Annotated in this window: 19 protein-coding genes; 8 read left to right on the forward strand and 11 right to left on the reverse strand. The window is 61.7% G+C overall.

The genetic code is table 11. The features are described from left to right. Positions 1–143: 143 nt before the first annotated feature. Entirely contained in the window at positions 144–1,250 is a 1,107-nt protein-coding gene (locus BLT65_RS23620; RefSeq protein WP_091781577.1) for an NAD/NADP-dependent octopine/nopaline dehydrogenase family protein, read from the forward strand. After that, a complete protein-coding gene (locus tag BLT65_RS23625; protein ID WP_244186570.1) occupies positions 1,247–2,272 on the forward strand; it encodes a 3-hydroxybutyryl-CoA dehydrogenase in 1,026 nt (341 codons plus the stop codon). The genes BLT65_RS23620 and BLT65_RS23625 overlap by 4 nt, the downstream gene beginning before the upstream one ends. On the opposite strand, the gene BLT65_RS23630 is transcribed toward BLT65_RS23625, so the two are convergent. Continuing rightward, the gene (locus BLT65_RS23630) at positions 2,232–3,257 is read right to left on the reverse strand and encodes a substrate-binding domain-containing protein (RefSeq protein ID WP_091781579.1); all 1,026 of its coding nucleotides are present in this window, start codon (positions 3,255–3,257) and stop codon (positions 2,232–2,234) included. The genes BLT65_RS23625 and BLT65_RS23630 overlap by 41 nt on opposite strands. A gap of 225 nt (positions 3,258–3,482) precedes the next feature. On the opposite strand from BLT65_RS23630, the gene BLT65_RS23635 reads away from it, so the two are divergent. The 3 genes from BLT65_RS23635 to BLT65_RS23645 all read left to right on the forward strand — a co-directional run bounded on the left by BLT65_RS23635 (position 3,483) and on the right by BLT65_RS23645 (position 5,983). Next, complete coding sequence (locus BLT65_RS23635) at positions 3,483–4,541, forward strand: fatty acid desaturase (RefSeq protein ID WP_091781581.1); 1,059 nt, start codon at positions 3,483–3,485, stop codon at positions 4,539–4,541. Positions 4,542–4,559: 18 nt separating this feature from the next. Further along, entirely contained in the window at positions 4,560–4,883 is a 324-nt protein-coding gene (locus BLT65_RS23640) for a non-heme iron oxygenase ferredoxin subunit (protein WP_042315386.1), read from the forward strand. Positions 4,884–4,948: 65 nt separating this feature from the next. After that, positions 4,949–5,983 (forward strand): sugar ABC transporter substrate-binding protein, encoded by a 1,035-nt coding sequence (locus tag BLT65_RS23645; protein WP_091781584.1) that lies wholly within the window; start codon positions 4,949–4,951, stop codon positions 5,981–5,983. A 113-nt stretch (positions 5,984–6,096) separates the two neighbouring features. On the opposite strand, the gene BLT65_RS23650 is transcribed toward BLT65_RS23645, so the two are convergent. Beyond that, entirely contained in the window at positions 6,097–7,038 is a 942-nt protein-coding gene (locus BLT65_RS23650) for a LysR family transcriptional regulator (protein WP_042315388.1), read from the reverse strand. A gap of 107 nt (positions 7,039–7,145) precedes the next feature. On the opposite strand from BLT65_RS23650, the gene BLT65_RS23655 reads away from it, so the two are divergent. Beyond that, positions 7,146–8,657, forward strand: coding sequence for a CoA-acylating methylmalonate-semialdehyde dehydrogenase (locus BLT65_RS23655; RefSeq protein ID WP_091781587.1), 1,512 nt, complete (start codon positions 7,146–7,148; stop codon positions 8,655–8,657). 232 nt (positions 8,658–8,889) lie between these two features. After that, on the forward strand, positions 8,890–9,087 hold the full coding sequence (locus tag BLT65_RS23660) for a hypothetical protein (RefSeq protein ID WP_091781590.1): 198 nt from the start codon (positions 8,890–8,892) through the stop codon (positions 9,085–9,087). Between the two features lie 94 nt (positions 9,088–9,181). Here BLT65_RS23660 and BLT65_RS23665 read toward each other — a convergent pair whose 3' ends face one another. From BLT65_RS23665 to BLT65_RS23700, 8 genes are all read right to left on the reverse strand, one after another. After that, positions 9,182–9,607, reverse strand: coding sequence for an organic hydroperoxide resistance protein (locus BLT65_RS23665; RefSeq protein WP_042315392.1), 426 nt, complete (start codon positions 9,605–9,607; stop codon positions 9,182–9,184). 47 nt (positions 9,608–9,654) lie between these two features. Then, entirely contained in the window at positions 9,655–9,891 is a 237-nt protein-coding gene (locus tag BLT65_RS23670) for a tautomerase family protein (RefSeq protein WP_007579054.1), read from the reverse strand. 49 nt (positions 9,892–9,940) lie between these two features. Further along, on the reverse strand, positions 9,941–10,693 hold the full coding sequence (locus tag BLT65_RS23675; RefSeq protein ID WP_091781592.1) for an HvfC/BufC N-terminal domain-containing protein: 753 nt from the start codon (positions 10,691–10,693) through the stop codon (positions 9,941–9,943). Next, the gene (gene bufB, locus BLT65_RS23680) at positions 10,690–11,562 is read right to left on the reverse strand and encodes an MNIO family bufferin maturase (RefSeq protein ID WP_091781595.1); all 873 of its coding nucleotides are present in this window, start codon (positions 11,560–11,562) and stop codon (positions 10,690–10,692) included. Before bufB ends, BLT65_RS23675 begins: the two co-directional genes overlap by 4 nt. Before the next feature lie 75 nt (positions 11,563–11,637). Then, positions 11,638–11,907 (reverse strand): BufA2 family periplasmic bufferin-type metallophore, encoded by a 270-nt coding sequence (gene bufA2, locus BLT65_RS23685; protein ID WP_035993808.1) that lies wholly within the window; start codon positions 11,905–11,907, stop codon positions 11,638–11,640. Between the two features lie 51 nt (positions 11,908–11,958). After that, positions 11,959–12,723, reverse strand: coding sequence for an alpha/beta hydrolase (locus tag BLT65_RS23690; RefSeq protein ID WP_091781598.1), 765 nt, complete (start codon positions 12,721–12,723; stop codon positions 11,959–11,961). Positions 12,724–12,783: 60 nt separating this feature from the next. Continuing rightward, complete coding sequence (locus BLT65_RS23695) at positions 12,784–13,293, reverse strand: DoxX family protein (protein WP_208545792.1); 510 nt, start codon at positions 13,291–13,293, stop codon at positions 12,784–12,786. Further along, the gene (locus BLT65_RS23700; protein ID WP_091781601.1) at positions 13,290–13,568 is read right to left on the reverse strand and encodes a BufA1 family periplasmic bufferin-type metallophore; all 279 of its coding nucleotides are present in this window, start codon (positions 13,566–13,568) and stop codon (positions 13,290–13,292) included. The genes BLT65_RS23695 and BLT65_RS23700 overlap by 4 nt, the downstream gene beginning before the upstream one ends. A 366-nt stretch (positions 13,569–13,934) precedes the next feature. On the opposite strand from BLT65_RS23700, the gene BLT65_RS23705 reads away from it, so the two are divergent. Continuing rightward, a complete protein-coding gene (locus BLT65_RS23705) occupies positions 13,935–14,948 on the forward strand; it encodes a D-cysteine desulfhydrase family protein (protein ID WP_091781604.1) in 1,014 nt (337 codons plus the stop codon). A 47-nt stretch (positions 14,949–14,995) separates the two neighbouring features. On the opposite strand, the gene BLT65_RS23710 is transcribed toward BLT65_RS23705, so the two are convergent. Further along, positions 14,996–15,547 carry a thioredoxin family protein gene (locus BLT65_RS23710; protein WP_091781607.1) on the reverse strand — a complete coding sequence of 184 codons (552 nt, stop codon included), beginning with the start codon at positions 15,545–15,547 and terminating at the stop codon, positions 14,996–14,998. Positions 15,548–15,689 lie beyond the last annotated feature (142 nt).

Here is a 15,689-nt window from a genome sequence, read left to right on the forward strand (position 1 = left end):
AGGACGGAATGACCCGTATTGCATGTGAAGCATTGTGTGCGACGGTGACGACGTTGCCGGTTTTGAATGTCCGTTGCGCGTATTGACGCGCCGCGCTGCTCCATGCCGCGTAGTCTCGATGTCATTGCACAAGGAGGCTCACGATGAAAGTCAGCGTATTGGGCGGCGGCCACGGTTGCTATGCAGCCGTGATCGACATGATCGAGAAAGGCCATGAAGTGACATGGTGGCGCCGCGATGGCGCGGCGTCGGCGCGGCTGCGCGAACTGGGCGCGTTACATGTGACGGACTTTCACGGACAACGGCGCGTTCCCATTGGCGACGGCGCGGGGATGATTCGCATCGTCGACGAACTGGCCGACGCGACGCGCACGGCGCAGCTCATCGTGATTCCGCTGCCCGCGATCACGCACGAAGCGCTGGCTGTGCAGCTTGCGCCGCTGCTGACGGACGGGCAGGTCGTCTATCTTCCGCCCGGCACGTTCGGCAGCTATGTGTTCGCGAAGGCGATGACCGATGCGAACAACACGAGCCGCGTCGCGTTCGCCGAAACAGGCACGCTGCCTTATCTGGTGCGCAAGCATGGCGAGAACGATGTCGTGATCAGCGCCTACGCCACGCGTCTGCCGACGGGCGTGTTTCCCGCGTCTGCGGCGCGGTGGGCGATGCCGCTGCTGAAGGACGCGTATCCGTCCATCGAGCCGATCGAAGACGCGTTGTCGGGTGCGCTGATGAACGCCGGCCCCGTGATTCATCCGCCGCTCATCATGATGAACGCGGGACCGCTCGAACACTTCGCGTCGTGGGACATTCACAACGAAGGCACGCAGCCGTCCATCCGCAGCGTGACCAACGCGCTCGACGCGGAACGCATGGCGGTGCGCGAAGCGCTCGGTTATCGCGCGCCACATTTTCCGCTTGCCGATCACTATGCGAGCGAGGGCGACGAATGGATGTACGGTCGCGGCGCGCACGGCAAGCTGACCGACAGCGGCGACTGGCGCGAGCATATCGATCTGCGCACGCATCGGTACATGCTCGAAGACACGCGGCTGGGACTGTCGTTCATCGTGTCGTGTGGACGCTGGGCCGGCGTGCCGACGCCCGTCGCGCAGGGGCTGCTGAGCATCGCGGGCGCGGCTGTCGGGCGCGATCTGTACGGCGAGGGGCGCACGCTGGAGCGGCTCGGACTTGCGACGTTGTCGCGCGCGGAGATGTCCGCGTTGCTGGCGAACGGGATCGCGTCATGACTGACACGATGCTGACGCCGGTGCGGCATGTGCATATCGTCGGCGCGGGGCGCATGGGGCAGGGCATCGCGCTCGCGTTCGCATTCGCCGGTTTGCGCGCGACGCTGATCGATTTCAAGGTTCGCGATCCGGCCGCGCGTGAAGCGTTCGCCCGAACGGCGCTCGCTGACATCGCGAGACAGTTGCAGGTGCAAGCGGCGCTTGGGCGTATCACGCAGCAGCAGGCGGATGAGGCGATGCAACGCGTTGATATCGTCGATCGCGAAGAAGCACAACGGGTGCTGGCCACATCGCGGATCGTATTCGAAGCGGTGCCCGAAGTGCTCGATGCGAAGAAGGAAGTGTTCGCGTGGCTCGGTGAACATGCCGATGCGCGCACCGTGATCGCATCGACGACGTCGACTTTTCTCGTCACCGAGTTGCAGCGGATCGTCACGCATCCGCAGCGGCTGTTGAACGCGCACTGGCTGAATCCGGCGCATCTGATGCCGCTGGTCGAAGTCAGCCGCAGCGAGACCACGGATGCCGCAGTCGTCGCGCAAGTGGTCGAGTTGCTCACGCGCATCGGCAAGAAACCGGTTGTGTGCGCGCCGTCGGCGGGCTACATCGTGCCGCGCATTCAGGCACTGGCGATGAACGAGGCGGCGCGCATGGTCGAAGAAGGCGTCGCGAGCGCCGAAGATATCGACACGGCGATACGGACAGGCTTCGGCCTGCGCTTTGCTGTGCTGGGCTTGCTGGAGTTTATCGATTGGGGCGGCTGCGACATTCTCTACTACGCGTCGCATTACCTCGCGAGGGAGAAGGGCGATCGGTTCCTGCCCGCGGAGATCGTCAGCGGCAACATGGCGGCATCACGCAAAGGCTTGCGCGATGAGACGGGCTTCTATGATTATCGCAATGTCGATGTCGACCTGTATGTGAAAGAGCGGCTCGAAACGTTTGGACGCATGCTCGAGCACCTCGGTCTCGCGCCTGCATTCAATACAGCGAATAGCGCGAGTACGTCTCGATCGGAATGATGGCTTGTGAAGGCACGGCCGCGCCTTCGCGCGCGGCCTTCAGATGATCGACGGTGGTGCGCAGCATGAGTCGCATATCCTGCGTCAGCAGATAGTCGATCGCGTCGGAACGCAGTAGCGGCTCCGTGATCCGGTTGACCTCGTGCGTCACATAGAGCGTGCGGCCCGTCAGATTGTGCTCGCGCAGCGCGGCAGCAAGCCCCTCGTTGCCGCCCGCGACGTTGTAGATGCCGTCGAGCTTGCCGTGCGCCTTCAGGAAGCGGGTGGTTGCTTCGTAGGTCGCCGCCCCCGAATCGGCGCCCTTGATCACCTCGACCAGATTCACATGCGGGAACCGTTGACGCAATAGCGAACGGAAGCCGATCTCGCGATCCTCGTGGCAGGTGTACGAAAACGTCGCGACGATCACGGCGACATCGGGCGACGCATGCGCCTGCAGATGCCGTCCGAGTAAAAAGGCCGCCGACTGTCCGGCCGCGCGGTTGTTGACGCCAATGTATGTGTGACGCGCGTCGGCGTCAACATCCGTGATCAGCGTGACGACGGGTTTGCCCGCCGCCATGCATTCGCGCAACGCCGACGACGTCGTCGCGGTGTTCGTGCAGATGATGCCGATGCCGTCCACTTCCGCCGTCGCCTGCTGGATGCGGGCCGCGACTTCTTCGTCGGATGCCCCGACACATTTCTCTACTTCGAGCCGCACACCGTTGGCGTCGAACTCCGCTTCGAGCGCTATTGCCGTTCGGATCAACTCGTCGGTGAACGCATCACCTGCTTGCGCGAGCAGCCGGAAATCATAGGCGGCCTGCTTCGCGCGAACGGCTGACCTCGCGGATGAACCTGTGCCTAGCTGCTTCAACGCCGCCTCGACCGCGTGGCGCGTGCGCGGGTGGACGCCAGGCCTGTCGTTCAGCGCGCGATCGATCGTCGCGCGGCTGAGCTGAGTGATCTCCATGAGTTGCTTGAGCGTCGGTTTGCTTTTCATCGTGGGTCCCCGCGCGGCGGATCGAGTGATTGCATTGGTTCGATTGTGACTCATTTTGAGGCGTTTGTGTGAGGTTTCAACTAGCGCCGCCGCAATTGTCACGCCCTCCACGTCATGGATTACCCTTGATAACTCAAAATGAGGCATAAACGGCTTTGACGGGTGCTCATAACGAGTCTTTAATGCACTCAACGATGATCACTGCCTCAGCATCAGGAGCCATGCATGTCCGCACAGCAAGACAACTCGAAACCGATCACGATGGACGACTGGTACAAATGCCCGCTCGACCGCAAGGTGCTCAAGGAACTCACGCGCCGCAACGACCGCGACGCGCTCCTGCACCTCGGCGGCTTTCTCGCGATGGTCGCAGGCAGCGGCGTGCTCGCGTGGCTGTCGCTCGGCACGTGGTGGTGCGTGCCTGCGTTCCTGCTCTACGGGACGATCTACGCATTCGCCGAAGCGATGGAACACGAACTGCGCCATCGCACGCCGTTTCGCAGCGAATGGCTGAATGCGTCGGTGCATTGGCTGATCTGCTTCATGACGTGGCGCGAGCAGATCTACAGCCGCTGGTCGCATGCCCAACATCACACGTACACGCATCTGACGGCAACCGTGCCCGCCGATGTCGAAATCGCCGTGAAGCGGCCGCCGAACTATCTGAAGCTCGCAACCGATTTTCTGCGCGTCTCACACGGTATTCATCATCTCGGCAACATCGTGTTGCACAGCCTCGGCATCGTGTCGCGCAGCGCGAAAGCCGTCGTGCCGCCAATCGAATATCGCGCGATGTGCCGGAATTCGCGGATCGTTCTCGCGCTTTATGTCGGCGTGATTGCGTGGGCGATCGTCGCGCATAGCTGGCTGCCTGTCGTGTTTCTTCTTTTGCCGCGTGCGTATGGCGCATGGCTGCATGAACTGCTGGCCATCACGCAGCACACGGGGCTGCGCGAGAACGAACGCGACCACCGCTTCTCGACGCGAACCATCCGGCTCAATCCCGTGCTCCAGTTGCTGTACTGGAACATGAACTATCACGTCGAGCATCACATGTTCCCGAACGTACCGTTTCACGCGCTGCCGAAATTGCGCAAAGCGATCGAGGCGGACCTGCCACCTGCTTACGACGGACTGTTCAGCGCCTGGCGCGAGATTCTGCAGTTTCTGCGCATGCAGCAGCGCGACCCGGAATACATGATCACGCCGCGCGTGCCGGGCAAGACGCCCGCTGCGCAAGCGCAACCCTCTGGCGACGAAGCACTCGCCGCCCAGCCACGCTGAACACGAACGGAGTACGCAATGAACATTCTGCAATGGCATCAGGTCTGCGCCTGCGACGACATCGACGAAGAAGACGTGATGGAGTTCGAACACGAAGGCAAGCTGTACGCGGTCTATCACACGGCCACGGGGTTCTACGCCACGGCGGGACTCTGCACGCATGAAACGGCGCGCCTCGCCGATGGCTTTGTGTTCGGCGAGGTGATCGAGTGCCCGATGCACATGGGGCGCTTTCACATCCCGACGGGCGCCGCGAAGGGCGCGCCCGTGTGCGTGAACCTCGTTACGCATCCCGTCAAAACGGAAGAAGGCAACGTATTCATCGGCCTCGCCGCCGACTGATCGAGCAAGGCAACGCAGCAAACTGCCGGCGCGAGACGCCGGCAGCCACAAACATGGAGACAGCGATGAGATTACCCGTCATGAAGGCGCTTTGCGTCGCCGCAGCCGTCCTGAGCATGGCCCTGTATGTCGATGCGAATGCGGGGCCTGTAGCGCATTTCGATTTCATCACGCATGCGCCGGATTCGGATGCATGGTGGAACACGGTCAAGAATGGCATCAAGCAGGCCGATGAAGATTTCAACGTGCAGACCGACTATCGCAACCCGCCGAATGGCGATATCGCCGATATGGTCCAGCTCGTGAATCAGGCTGCGGCGCGCAACTACGACGGCGTAGTGACGACCATCGCCGACTTCGATCTGCTCAAGGGCTCCGTCTCGCGTCTGAAGGCAAAGAACATTCCGTTCGTCACGGCCAACACGGGCACGGAGAAGCAGAGCGCCGATCTCGGCGCATTGCTGCATGTGGGACAGCCCGAGTATCTGGCGGGCAAGGAGGCGGGGCAGCGCGCCAAGGCCGACGGCATCAAGACGTTTCTGTGCGTGAACCACTATGCGACGAATCCGCTGTCGTTCGAGCGCTGCCGTGGGTTCGCCGAAGCGATCGGCGCAGATATGAAAACATCGGTTCTGGACGCGGGCACGGACCCGACGGATATCGAATCGAAAGTCAGCGCTTATCTGCGCGCGCATCCGAACACGCAGGCCGTGCTGACGCTCGGGCCCACTTCCGCCGATCCGACCATTCGCGCCGTCACGAAGATGGGGCTCGCGGGCAAGATCTGGTTCGCAACTTTCGATATCGACTCTGACGTCGCCAAGGGAATCAAGGACGGCACGATCAAGTTCTGCACCGACCAGCAGCCCTATTTGCAGGGCTATATTCCCGTCGCGATGCTCGCGATCATGCACAAGAATCACAACACGGACGTCGCGCAGGCTCGCAATGAACTGGAGAAGGACCCGAAGTTCATCAAGCGGCTGCAGGACTATGGACTGAAGCCTGTCTACGAGGCGCGCAACATCAGTTCGGGACCGGGCTTCATCACGCCGCAGAACATCGAGAAGGTGTCGGCGCTCGCGGGAAAGTACCGATAAGCGGGTTTCGTTTTGCAGGCGTCTCCACCGCCAGCACTTTTCCCACTATGTTTTGAGTGGGCGATATGGGCCAAAGAATGGCCCATATCGTTTATTTGCGGATCAATGCTGATTCAAACGGGAAATCCGTTTGCAAAGCGCTCGCGCAAATAGCCGACGAACAGCCCGACCGCGCGCGGCACATGCGACGCATAAGGCCGCACGATATAAAGCTGCTCGGCGAACGCACCCGTCACGCGCCAGTCCGGCAGCACGACGACCAGCTTGCCCGCCTGCACGGCGGCTTGCGCGGTGAAGTCCGGCAGCAGCGCAATGCCCAGGCTTTCGAGCGCCGCGTCGCGCAGCGTCTCACTGTTGTTCGCGGAGAACTGTCCGTTGACGGGCAGGGTGACCGGACGCGTGCCTGCCTTTCGCGCCGCCTTGCGCTCGAACGACCACATCGGTTCGCCCGACGAGCGCGGATAAAAAAGGCAATCGTGAGAAGAGAGTTCTTCCGGTGACTTCGGCGTGCCGCGCTTTCGCAGATAGGCGCGCGTCGCGACGATCACGGAATGCGTGTCGCAAAGTTTCCACGCGACGTGCGTATCGGGCGGTTCGGCGCTGTGACGGATCGCGAGATCGAAGCCTTCTGTGGCAAGCGATACGATCCTGTCCGACACCTCCAGCTGCACCCGAACCTCGGGATTGGCCACCAGAAACTCGGGCACCTTCGGCACCAGTTGCTGCCGCGCGAACGCCACAGGCGCCGTCACGCGCACGAGCCCGCGCGGCACGCCCGACAGCTCGCGGACTTGCGCAAAGCTGGCGGCGATCTGCGCATATTGACCGCGCGTGCTGTCGACGAGCTGCTGGCCGGCTTCCGTCAGCCGGACGCTGCGCGTCGTGCGCTGCACCAGCGAAATCCCCGCGGCGCGCTCCAGTTCGGAGATGCGCTGGCTCATTGCCGCTTTGCTGACGCCGAGGCGCGCGGCGGCCGCCGTGTACGTTCCCTGTTCGGCGAGCATGGTGAGCCAGTGCAGATGCGTCCAGAGTTCTTCGATATTTTGCGTATCCATACACTCATTGTTCACGGTGGCAAACATTGATTTCAATGTTAGCCTCTTTCCAGCGCGTCCGCACCTTCCTACACTGCGTCTCAAGCCAATCACGAAGGAGCCGAGACATGCAAGCCTATACCGACAGCGCAGACGTGGGACATTTCATTCACGGGGAGCGCGTCAGCGGAACGGGAAGCCGTAGCCAGGCCGTCTTCAATCCTGCCACGGGTGCCAGGGCCCGCAAGCTGCTGCTCGGCGAGGCTGCCGATGTCGATGCCGCCGTCGCGAGCGCGAAGGCAGCGTTTCCGAAGTGGGCCGACACGCCGCCCATCAAGCGCGCACGCGTCATGCTGCGTTTTCTCGAACTGATGAACCGCCACCACAACGAACTCGCGGCGATCATCACGGCCGAGCACGGCAAGGTGTTTTCCGATGCCCAAGGCGAAGTTGCGCGGGGCATCGACGTGATCGAATTTGCGTGCGGCATTCCGCAACTGCTCAAGGGCGACTACACGGAACAGGTTTCGACGGGTATCGACAACTGGACGATGCGTCAACCGCTGGGCGTCGTCGCGGGCATCACGCCGTTCAACTTTCCGTGCATGGTGCCGTGCTGGATGTTCCCCGTCGCGATCGCGGCCGGCAATACGTTCATTCTCAAGCCGAGCGAGCGTGATCCGTCGGCGGCGCTGTTCATGGCCGGACTGCTGAAAGAGGCAGGCTTGCCCGACGGCGTCTTCAATGTCGTACAGGGCGACAAGGTCGTCGTCGATGCATTGCTCACGCATCGGGACGTGAAGGCTGTGAGCTTCGTCGGCTCGACGCCGATTGCGAACTACATCTACGAAACGGGCGCGAAGCACGGCAAGCGCGTGCAGGCACTGGGCGGCGCGAAGAACCATATGGTGGTGATGCCCGACGCCGATCTCGACAAGGCAGTCGATGCGCTGATCGGCGCTGGCTACGGTTCGGCAGGCGAGCGTTGCATGGCGATCTCGGTTGCGCTGCTGGTTGGCGACGTGGCCGACAAGATCGTGCCGCGGCTCGCCGAGCGCGCCCGCAGCCTGATCGTGAAGAACGGCATGGAGCCGGACGCGGAAATGGGCCCGATCGTCACGCGGCAGGCGCTGGAGCGTATCGAAGGGTATATCGCCGAGGGCGTGAAGGAAGGCGCGACGCTGGTCGTCGATGGCCGCGGTCTGAAGGTTGCCGGTCATGAAGACGGCTTCTTTACGGGCGGTACGCTGTTCGACAACGTGACGCCGGAAATGCGCATCTACAAGGAAGAGATTTTCGGGCCGGTGCTTGCTTGCGTGCGCGTGAAGGACTTCACGGAAGCCGTCGAACTGATCAACGCGCACGAATTCGGTAACGGCGTGGCGTGCTTCACGAGCGATGGCCATGTTGCGCGCGAATTCGGCCGCCGTATCGAAGTCGGCATGGTCGGTATCAACGTGCCGATTCCGGTGCCGATGGCGTGGCATGGCTTCGGCGGCTGGAAGCGCAGCCTGTTCGGCGACACGCATGCATACGGTGAAGAAGGCGTGCGTTTCTATACGAAGCAGAAGTCGATCATGCAGCGCTGGTCGGAGAGCATCGAGAAGGGCGCCGAATTCGCGATGCCGACCGCGAAGTAACACGCTTCAACCCAAGCCAGACAGCCCTTTTTACAAGGGCTGTTTTCATTTGTGCGCTTTGATCTGATGTTTGACGATGCAGTCAATCGACGCGATAGCACGCATTGTTCCCGATTTGAAAACTGTGAATTCTGCGCAGCCCGGTTGATGATTGCGTCAGGAGGTTTACCCTACGTTCATAGGCCGACGTTTCACAATCGACGTCGCGACAGGCTCTACCGAGGATCAGACAATGAAGCGCGAATCTTTTAACTTCCGGAATATCGACGACCATAGCGGCGCAGGCGTACGCACGCGCATCGAAGCAGTGTCGAGCGAGAATGCACAAGCCGCCGCTGTGCCGCGCAATTGGGCATGGGCGCATTTCAGCGATTCATACGACTGGATGGACTCGCATAGCCCGTCTGTGGTGACGGAGTTGGTGGACTGAATGCGTATTGCGAATTGCCGTTGAAATTCGCAATAGCGTATTGCTGGCCGCGCGATTAAACGGCGGCCAGCAATTTAAAGAACGAATCGATGCGTCAGACGAGCGTGAGTTTCACGTCGATGTTATTACGCGTCGCATTCGAATACGGGCACACGATGTGAGCCTTGTTGACCAGATCTTGAGCGGCACCGCGCTCCATACCCGGCAATGATATTTTCATCTCGACTTCGATGCCGAACCCATTCGGAATCGGCCCGATCCCGACGCTGCTGTCGATCGACGCATCTGCGGGGATCGCGATCTTATCGCGTGCGGCAACGAATTTCATCGCACCGATAAAGCATGCGCTGTAACCGGCGGCGAACAGTTGTTCCGGATTCGCGCCGTCACCGCCTTTTCCGCCCAGTTCCTTCGGCGTGGTGAGCTTGAATTCAAGGTTGGCTTCAGGCACCGTCGCGCGGCCGTCGCGGCCTCCCGTTGCGGTTGCGTGAGCAGTGTAAAGCGCCTTTTCGAGCGACATGGCAAACTCCTTCGTTGAAGAGCTACGCGTTGTTGGAAGACTGCAGGTCAGGCTGATTTCGCTGCTTTGAGCTTTCGATACTCGAGGGCAGGCAGACCGCCCCAGCCCCAATTGTCCGTCGGCACTTCCTCGATCACAACGAAGGTGGACTCGAGCGGCTTGTTCAGCACGTCGAGCAACACCTGGCTCACGCCCTTGATGAGTCGCGCCTTTTCTTCGGCCGTCACGCAATCCGCGCCGGGTTTCGTCCCTTCTCGCGTAACCTGAATTGTGACAATCGGCATCTTGCTCCCCTCGATCGTAGTTGAGGAATGGGCGTAGAGCTAGCCACTGTCAGACGCTCTCCACACCCACGATGAGTTCGCTGCCCAGCCATCCCGCCAGCAGCGCACCCGCTTTCGCCACGCCATCCGCGTCACCCAGACGCTCGACGAGCAGATCGCATAGTGTTGCAAAGCTTTCATTTTCCTGCAGATGAAGGAGCGCTTCGTACTCGGCGGCATCGACGCGCTTGAGGCACGACACGAACTGCCGACGCCAGACGATCAGGCCGCCCGGCTCGTCGAGCATTTCACTTTCGGGCGCCTCGGTGTTGGCGGATAGGGCGGACCAGATGCTGTCCGCATTCGTCGTGGCGGGGCGATGCCTGAGCGACGGCGTAAAGCGTAGCCGCGCTGCGTCCCAGTCGACGGAAGCGAGCGCGTCGAGCGGCAGCGGCTGCGCGTCATGCGCAACGAAGGCTTCAGCCAGCGCATTTTCGATCCATGCGAGTTCGTACACGTCGGGGTTGTGCGGGAACAGCACGCTGAGCGTGTCGCCGAAACCGTATGCGTACGCGTCGAGTGTCCATGCGTGCGGCGGATGGTGGTTGATATGCGTCACGGCTGCATGCAGAAACGCATCCTCGCCAAGCAACGTCCGTACCTGTGGAAACGAATGCTCGAGGCATTCGATCAGTTGCCCGCGATAGTTGTTCTGGTAGACCGACAGGCCGCGTGATGCATCGCCGCCGACGCGGCGGGCGGCTTCTTCCGACGCATCCGTGAGCCACGAGCGGAAGTCCTGTTGCCACGCAGCGAGGGTCATGCGGCCTCCGCAATGCGTGTGTCGTGTCTGACCTGTCCATCCTGTTGCGCATGAGCGCCGAGCTTGCGCGCGATCCACAGTTCCCTCAGCAGCTCTTTCAACGGCGGCACGTTGCCGTCGCGCTCGATCATCGTCGCGACGGGACCGAGCCGCGCCATCGCGTTCTCATAGAGTGCCCAGACTTCATCGCACACGGGGCTATCGTGCGTGTCGATCAGCAGATCGCGGCCTTGCGAGTGTCCCGCGAGATGGATCTGATGCACGCGATCGACGGGCAGTCCGTCGAGATAGGCGAGCGCATCGAAACCGTGATTCGTCGCGCTCACGAAGATATTGTTCACGTCGAGCAGCAGGCCGCAGTCGGTGCGCTTCGACATCGCGGAAATGAATTCCCACTCGGTCATCGTGGCGCCGTCGAACGCGAGATAACTGGACGGATTCTCGAACAGCATCTGGCGGCCGAGTACATTCTGCGCGACGTCGATATTCGCGCAGACGGTATCGAGCGCTTCGTCGGTATAGGGGACGGGCAACAGGTCGTGTGAATTGAAGCCGCCGATACGCGACCAGCTTAGATGATCGGACACGAACAGCGGTTCGATCTCGTCGACGAGCGACTTCAGGCGCCGTAAATAATCGCGGTCGATGCCATCCGCCGAGCCGATCGACATCGACACGCCATGCAGCACGACGGGATGCTTCTCGCGCACGCGCCGCAGAATGTCGCGCGGCTGGCCGCCTTCGACCATGAAGTTCTCGGAAATGACTTCGACGAAATCGACGGAAACATTCGTTTCCAGGAAGTCGCGATAGTGTTCCTTGCGCAGGCCAAGGCCATAGCCTGCAAAGCGGGGATTGGGAGAGAGCATGAGGCGTACCCGGCTGCGGAATGTCGGTGAATGGGCTGGCCCGGCGACGCATAGCCGGGCCAGCGCTAGCGTGACTTACTTTGGCTCGGTCAGCGTGCCGCCCAGCGACAGGCATTCGCTCGGCGTCTTCACGACTACACCCTTGCCCTTGCAGCTGTTGAGGCCCTTGCAGTCGTTGTGAGCCGTCGCGCACAGCGCCTGGCCCTTGCATGCGTTGACGCCGTAGCAGCGGCCGGGTTGTTCGCCCGTGGCGGCGCTCGCGGAGGTCGCGACGGTGGCCGATGCGATGGCGAGGAGGGCTGCGGCTGCAGCGAAGCTGACGCGGGATTTGACGTTGCTGTTCATGGTTGCTCCATGGTGGGTTGAGTGAAATGCGATTGGAAAATGGCTTTGCGTTTATTTCGCGTGCAGCGCGGCTTCTTCGATGACCTTCGCGACCGCTTCAGGCTGCGAGATCTCGATGGCATGGCTTGCCTTTACTTCCGTGACCTTCGAGCCCGCACGCTTGTACATCCAGCGTTGCAGGTCGGGGTTGATCACGCGGTCGTCGGTCGCGACGATGCCGTAGGTCGGCTTGTTGTGCCATGCGACCGTGAACGGCGCGGAGGCAAAGTCGGCGACGGTGGCGGGCACTTGCGAAACGGCCATGAAGTCGGTGCGGTTCGACACGAGATCGCCGGCGTAGTCCGTGCCGTATTTGGCGGGGTCGAAGTAGTAGTGACCGTCGATGGTCTTCTGCACGCCGTCGGTGAGCTTCGGCATCGAGCTCGCCAGCTGATTCACGCTTTCGCCGACGTCGGGCTGAAACGCGGCGACGTAGACCAGCGCCTTCACCTTGGGACGCGCGCCCGCTTCTGTGATGACCGAGCCGCCGTAGCCATGGCCGACGAGCACCACGGGGCCCGTCTGTGCGATGACGGCGTTGTTGGTCGCGGCGACGTCTTCTTCGAGCGTCGTCATCGGCTGCTGGACGATGCGGACGTTGTAGCCCTTGTGGATCAGGATGTCATGCACCGCGCGCCAGCCGGAGCCGTCGGTGAACGCACCGTGAACGATCACGATGTTCTTCACGCCAGCCGGTCCGTCCGGCGTTGCGGCGAATGCTGCGCCTGAAACGGCGAGCGCTGCTGCGGCGAGGGTCAAAGTCGAAAGAATGCGCATAGTGTTTTCGAATGGAGGCCACGCGGGCCGTGTTGTGGATATCGGGTGACGAGAGTTCGGTTAGTCCGCGGTGCGCGAGCGGCCCAGCAGATGATCGACCGACCATTTGCCTGCGCCATGCGCGATCAGCGGAAGAAGCAGACCTGCCCACGTCAGATGCGTCGGCCATGCGTCGGGATAGACGAAGATCTCGATCACGGCCGTCATGCCAAGCAGCACCAACGCGGCGGAGCGCGTACACAAGCCGAGCACGAGCAGGATCGGGCACAGGTGTTCCGCATACGTGGCGAGGTGCGCGGCCAGCTCCGGCGGAATCAGCGGCAATGCGTATTCCGAGCTGAACAGGGCGTACGTCGACGGCTTGATCGTCAGCAGGCCCGTTACTTTCGTGCGTCCCGACAGAAAGAAGGTTGCTGCGATACCGAAGCGCGCCACCAGCAACAACAGCGAGGGCGACAGCGCGCGCGACAGGCGTTCGGTGACGGCTGCGCGGAGTGCCCCCACGCCCCCTTGATTCGCGAGGGACGAGCGGGAAACGCGCGCGTCGCGGGTTTGGGAGTGCAGCATCATGACTTCGCCTTCAGCGCACCGTAGCCCTTCGGCGTCTTGATCGTCGTGCAGGTGCCCTTGTCGACCATGACGAACGCGTCACCCTGATAGTCGACCTTCGACGTGCCTGCGCAGCTCGTACCGGGGCCGGCTGCGCAATCGTTCTTGCCGGCGAGCGACACGCCGAAGCATTTCTCTTGAGGCTTGGCCTGTTCGGAGCCGGCATGTGCGCTGGTGGCGAGGACAGTGAGCGAAAGGGCGAAAGAGGCGGCGAGTGCTGCGCGAGTGCTTTTCATATTCATCTCCGGTGATGTGACCGTCAGGTGGTCAGTGGTAATTAAATCGTATGCGATAGAATCAGATGCGAGATGATACTGAGGTCTTGGAATTTGTCAATCGGTTACGAGTAAATCGCGTGCGATATATATGTAAAAACGGAATGGCGTGATACTCGATAATCTCGCTGGATTGGGAGAGCGAGAGCGGAAAGCCGGGCCATGAGCCCGCAAAAGCGCGTGCAAACGCGAATAATGTGTTCATCGATTGTTTCCTGATGTTCAATATTTTCGGGGATTGATGGCTGTTGAACGGCGCATGCGAAGCGCGCGACGATGCGTTAACATCTGCGCGACAAAGTACGCCGAACACCTGGAGATTTCCGCATGTCGAACGCACCCGCTCTCGATCTCACCGCCTTTCCTCGTTACGCATTGATCGAAGGGCCCACGCCGATCCAGCATCTCAGCCGCTTGAGCAAGCTGCTCGGCGACGTGGACATCTACGTCAAGCGCGACGACGTCACGGGCCTCGGCGGTGGCGGCAGCAAGCTCAGGAAGCTCGAGTTCCTGTTGGGCGAAGCGCTCGCGCAGGGCGCGGACACGGTCATCACGGTGGGCGCGCGCCAGTCGAATCACGCGCGGCTCACGGCCGCGGCGGCAGCGCGCGCGGGCGTTGCGTGCGAGGTCGTGCTGACGCGCATGGTGCCGCGCGAAGACGACGATTACGTCCACAATGGCAACGTGCTGCTCGACTCGCTGCTCGGCGCGCGCATTCACGATCTGCCCGGCAGTGCCGACGCGATGGCGTTCGCGCAGAATCGCGCGGACGAGCTGCGCAAGGCCGGACACAAGGTGTATCTCGCGCCGCTGGGCGGATCGTCTGCTGTCGGCAATCTTGGTTATGCGGCGTGCGCGGCGGAAATTCTCGAACAGTCGCGCGCGCTGGGCGTTTCGTTCGACCGGATTGCCGTGCCGAACGGCAGCGGCGGCACGCAGGCGGGTCTTGTCGCCGGCTTGCTGGCGATGGGCGAGGACCCGACGCGTGTTGTCTCGCATAACGTGCTGGCGACGCATGAGAACACCTTGTCCAATACGCGATTGAAGGCGAAGGAGACGCTTGCGCTGCTGCGGCCCAACGCGGTGCTTTCCGACGCTAGCGTGATCGTTCAGGACGGACAGCGCGGCGAAGGCTACGGCATCCCCACCGACGCGATGCGTGAAGCCGTGCGGCTTCTGGCGAGCGTCGAGGGCCTGTTTCTGGACCCCGTATATAGCGGGAAAGCGTTCGCCGGCCTGCTGCACGACATCAGAAGCAAAACGTTCGCGCCAGGCTCGAAGGTCGTGTTCCTGATGACGGGCGGACTGCCGGGACTGTACGCGTATCGCAGCGCATTTTGACCGGATGGCGCGGCGCACCCGCCGCGCTTTAGCGACATCAGCCAAGATCAACCCGCGCGCGCCAGTTGCTCGCGGACGGCTGCTTCCGTCTTGTCGTAATCGCCTTCGCCGAAATGGCTATAGACGATGTGCCCCTGCTTGTCGATCAGATAGACGGCCGGCCAGTATTGATTGCCATAGGCGTTCCACGTCGCGTACTGGTTGTCCTGCGCGACGGGGTAATGCAGCCCGTATTCGGCAATCGCCGCCTTGACCTTTTTCGTCTCGCGCTCGAACGCGTATTCAGGCGTATGCACGCCGACCACGACAAGGCCTTGATCCTTGTACTTCTGATACAGCTTCTCGACATGCGGCAGCGTATTGACGCAGTTGACGCACGTGTATGTCCAGAAATCGACGAGCACGACTTTCCCGCGCAGTTGCTGCATGGTCAGAGGCGGTGAATTCAGCCATTGATCGATTCCAGCGAATTCCGGTGCTACGCGATTGGCTTCGGCAGGAACGGCTGTCGCGGCGCCGCTGTTGGCGACCAGTGCGCCAAGACCGGCAACGGCGGCGATTGCGACGACGGTAGTCAAGGTTTTGATTCGGGAGAACATGTCAGCGTCCTTTGATTGGAAGACATGGCTGTATTTGAACGTGCGCGCGTATCTCTGCTGTGTCGCCGTGTCGCGTGTTTGAATCGACTTGTATCAGCGGGGTGCTTCGATACATTGGGACACAAATGGGCGCATGTTCTGC

It is taken from the genome of Paraburkholderia steynii, assembly GCF_900100565.1.
Taxonomy (GTDB): domain Bacteria; phylum Pseudomonadota; class Gammaproteobacteria; order Burkholderiales; family Burkholderiaceae; genus Paraburkholderia; species Paraburkholderia terrae.

Excerpts from the sequence above, each read along its gene's own strand:
- BLT65_RS23620 (WP_091781577.1), top strand. The coding sequence starts at position 144 with ATGAAAGTCAGCGTATTGGGCGGCGGCCACGGTTGCTATGCAGCCGTG.
- BLT65_RS23625 (WP_244186570.1), top strand. The coding sequence starts at position 1,247 with ATGACTGACACGATGCTGACGCCGGTGCGGCATGTGCATATCGTCGGC.
- BLT65_RS23630 (WP_091781579.1), bottom strand. The coding sequence starts at position 3,257 with ATGAAAAGCAAACCGACGCTCAAGCAACTCATGGAGATCACTCAGCTC.
- BLT65_RS23635 (WP_091781581.1), top strand. The coding sequence starts at position 3,483 with ATGTCCGCACAGCAAGACAACTCGAAACCGATCACGATGGACGACTGG.
- BLT65_RS23640 (WP_042315386.1), top strand. The coding sequence starts at position 4,560 with ATGAACATTCTGCAATGGCATCAGGTCTGCGCCTGCGACGACATCGAC.
- BLT65_RS23645 (WP_091781584.1), top strand. The coding sequence starts at position 4,949 with ATGAGATTACCCGTCATGAAGGCGCTTTGCGTCGCCGCAGCCGTCCTG.
- BLT65_RS23650 (WP_042315388.1), bottom strand. The coding sequence starts at position 7,038 with ATGGATACGCAAAATATCGAAGAACTCTGGACGCATCTGCACTGGCTC.
- BLT65_RS23655 (WP_091781587.1), top strand. The coding sequence starts at position 7,146 with ATGCAAGCCTATACCGACAGCGCAGACGTGGGACATTTCATTCACGGG.
- BLT65_RS23660 (WP_091781590.1), top strand. The coding sequence starts at position 8,890 with ATGAAGCGCGAATCTTTTAACTTCCGGAATATCGACGACCATAGCGGC.
- BLT65_RS23665 (WP_042315392.1), bottom strand. The coding sequence starts at position 9,607 with ATGTCGCTCGAAAAGGCGCTTTACACTGCTCACGCAACCGCAACGGGA.
- BLT65_RS23670 (WP_007579054.1), bottom strand. The coding sequence starts at position 9,891 with ATGCCGATTGTCACAATTCAGGTTACGCGAGAAGGGACGAAACCCGGC.
- BLT65_RS23675 (WP_091781592.1), bottom strand. The coding sequence starts at position 10,693 with ATGACCCTCGCTGCGTGGCAACAGGACTTCCGCTCGTGGCTCACGGAT.
- bufB (WP_091781595.1), bottom strand. The coding sequence starts at position 11,562 with ATGCTCTCTCCCAATCCCCGCTTTGCAGGCTATGGCCTTGGCCTGCGC.
- bufA2 (WP_035993808.1), bottom strand. The coding sequence starts at position 11,907 with ATGAACAGCAACGTCAAATCCCGCGTCAGCTTCGCTGCAGCCGCAGCC.
- BLT65_RS23690 (WP_091781598.1), bottom strand. The coding sequence starts at position 12,723 with ATGCGCATTCTTTCGACTTTGACCCTCGCCGCAGCAGCGCTCGCCGTT.
- BLT65_RS23695 (WP_208545792.1), bottom strand. The coding sequence starts at position 13,293 with ATGATGCTGCACTCCCAAACCCGCGACGCGCGCGTTTCCCGCTCGTCC.
- BLT65_RS23700 (WP_091781601.1), bottom strand. The coding sequence starts at position 13,568 with ATGAAAAGCACTCGCGCAGCACTCGCCGCCTCTTTCGCCCTTTCGCTC.
- BLT65_RS23705 (WP_091781604.1), top strand. The coding sequence starts at position 13,935 with ATGTCGAACGCACCCGCTCTCGATCTCACCGCCTTTCCTCGTTACGCA.
- BLT65_RS23710 (WP_091781607.1), bottom strand. The coding sequence starts at position 15,547 with ATGTTCTCCCGAATCAAAACCTTGACTACCGTCGTCGCAATCGCCGCC.